Origin of the sequence: Crocosphaera chwakensis CCY0110 (assembly GCF_000169335.1) — a bacterium.
GTDB classification, from domain to species: domain Bacteria; phylum Cyanobacteriota; class Cyanobacteriia; order Cyanobacteriales; family Microcystaceae; genus Crocosphaera; species Crocosphaera chwakensis.
This window is the reverse complement of sequence record NZ_AAXW01000137.1, coordinates 1-1,986: the sequence shown is the minus strand read 5'-3', so window position 1 is coordinate 1,986 and position 1,986 is coordinate 1. Positions and strand designations below refer to the sequence as shown.

Genomic DNA, 1,986 nt, shown 5'->3' with positions numbered 1-1,986 from the left:
AGCCTCAAGTCTTTTTAGGTAATATTTTCTATGATCTAAAGTTTATACCTTTTTTTGAGGTTTGCAAATATGTATATCTGTTAATCATTGTCATTCCTTTTCTCATAGTAGACTCTACCGCATTAAAATTATTTGGTAGTCTCATCATGATATCCTTCCTTATCAGTCAACTCTTTTTTCAAGTGACTTTAGTATCAGTGTGGTGCTTTTTTGCTGCGTTGCTCAGTAGTTGTCTTTATTTGTCTATTAAACATTTATCTTTTGATGAGGAAAATCAGAAAACACTTTTAATATCACAGAAAAAATAACAATAGGGTGTGGTAGTTTTATTTTTGAGTGTAAATATAGTTTTTAAGTATCTCCTTTGGACTATTCCGTATAGCTTATATTTGTGGAAGTGTAGATATCTAAAACTGAAATTTTTTATAATAGAAAATAGATTAGAAAAAAATATGAGGAAATAATAATGTTGAAGCGAACAAAAATAATGAGTGCTGGTCTACTCACCTCCTTGTTAGGAAGTTTAACCCTAAGTCCATTATCTGTATCAGCTCAAGAGAATATAGATAATTTAGTCACTGATTTATGTCAAAGTTCTATTCGAGTCAAATTAGCTGCGAATAGAGAAATAACGGAAAATAATCGTAATGATATCACCTTTGAAACTGTTGAGCGGTCGCGATTATCGAGGGGTCAAACGTCTATACAAGGACAAGCAAGGGTAAACAACGGTAATAACCAAAGATATCTAAGCTATGATTGTGTGGTTAATGTTAATGAGGGGTTAATTAGTCGCTCAAATTATACATTTAGGAACAATATTGCTCTTTCTAGCACTCGTCTGTGTCAAGAAGAATTAAAGGAAACAATTGCTCAAGATTTTGATGGTTTGGTAACCTTTCAAGACGGTTTAGAAACTTACTATATTTCTAACACAGAAGAAGGGGTCAGAGGCACCGCTTTAGTCAATCGATCCCAAAGAGAGGAACAACCCTATCGCTTTAATTGTACCGTTAATATTCAACGGGGAGATGTAACCAGAATTAGCTATACTCCCACCGATGAAACCGATAATCAAACGATTAGTGATCAACGGATCATTAACCTCTGTCATAATAAACTTCGGCAGCAGATATCTAGCAACCAAATTGATATTGGTGGTATTATTGGCATTAATTTAGGCACTGGTAGCACCATTGATTTTCAAGAAGAACCGGAAATTTTTAATCTTGCTGATAATGAACAAAGGGTTGAAGGGTTAGGAATTATAAGCGAAGGATTTCAACAACGTCGGGTTAACTATGAATGTATTGTCAATGTTGAAAGAGGTACGGTAAGCAATGCTACTATTGAGTAGCTGATTTATAGTATTCATGGGTTAAAAAGGGGACAGCAATGAGTTCTCCTGTTGTGTCTCCTATATTCACTTTTAATCCTTCTCCTCCTACTTTTGTTTTGACATAAGCGAGTCCAAAACATTCATTTTCTACTTGCGCAGAACTGGTTAAAATGCCAACTTTTTTATCATCTACTGTAATAGTATGACCTGTTTGAACGGGTTGATTTAATTTAACCCCCCAAAGGCGTTGTTTTACCCCTTGATAAGTGTTTAATCTAGCAATCGTTTCTTGTCCAATATAACATCCTTTATCAAAGGAAATGGTTGACCATAAACCAGCTTCTAAGGGGTTATAATCTTCTGTTAATTCTTGATCAGGATAAGGCCGTCCTTGTTTAATTCTTAATTGTTGCCAAATGCGATCGCCGATGGGAATTATCCCTAAATCAATTGCTTTTTCCCATACCGTTGTAGCTGCATTTTCAGGTACAATTAATGTGTATCCAGGCAGTTTTAAACCTGTCCCATCACTGATAATAATTTTTTCATTATTGACTGTTACAAAATCATGGTTTCCTGAAGATAATCCTGTAATGGTTTGAGTTGCTGTTTCCCATTGATTTAATTTATTGGCTGCTTCTTTTCCG

Annotated in this window: 3 protein-coding genes; 2 read left to right on the top strand and 1 reads right to left on the bottom strand. The window is 34.7% G+C overall.

Going from position 1 to position 1,986, the window contains the following annotated elements:
* A partial coding sequence (locus CY0110_RS31280; RefSeq protein ID WP_008278967.1) for a DUF6629 family protein occupies window positions 1-308 on the top strand: 308 nt, incomplete at its 5' end.
* A 158-nt stretch (window positions 309-466) separates the two neighbouring features.
* On the top strand, window positions 467-1,357 hold the full coding sequence (locus tag CY0110_RS27585) for a hypothetical protein (protein WP_157464682.1): 891 nt from the start codon (window positions 467-469) through the stop codon (window positions 1,355-1,357).
* Here the strand turns inward: CY0110_RS27585 and ygfZ are convergent.
* Window positions 1,347-1,986: CAF17-like 4Fe-4S cluster assembly/insertion protein YgfZ (ygfZ, locus tag CY0110_RS27580; RefSeq protein ID WP_008278965.1), on the bottom strand; the 640-nt coding region annotated here is incomplete at its 5' end. The genes CY0110_RS27585 and ygfZ overlap by 11 nt on opposite strands.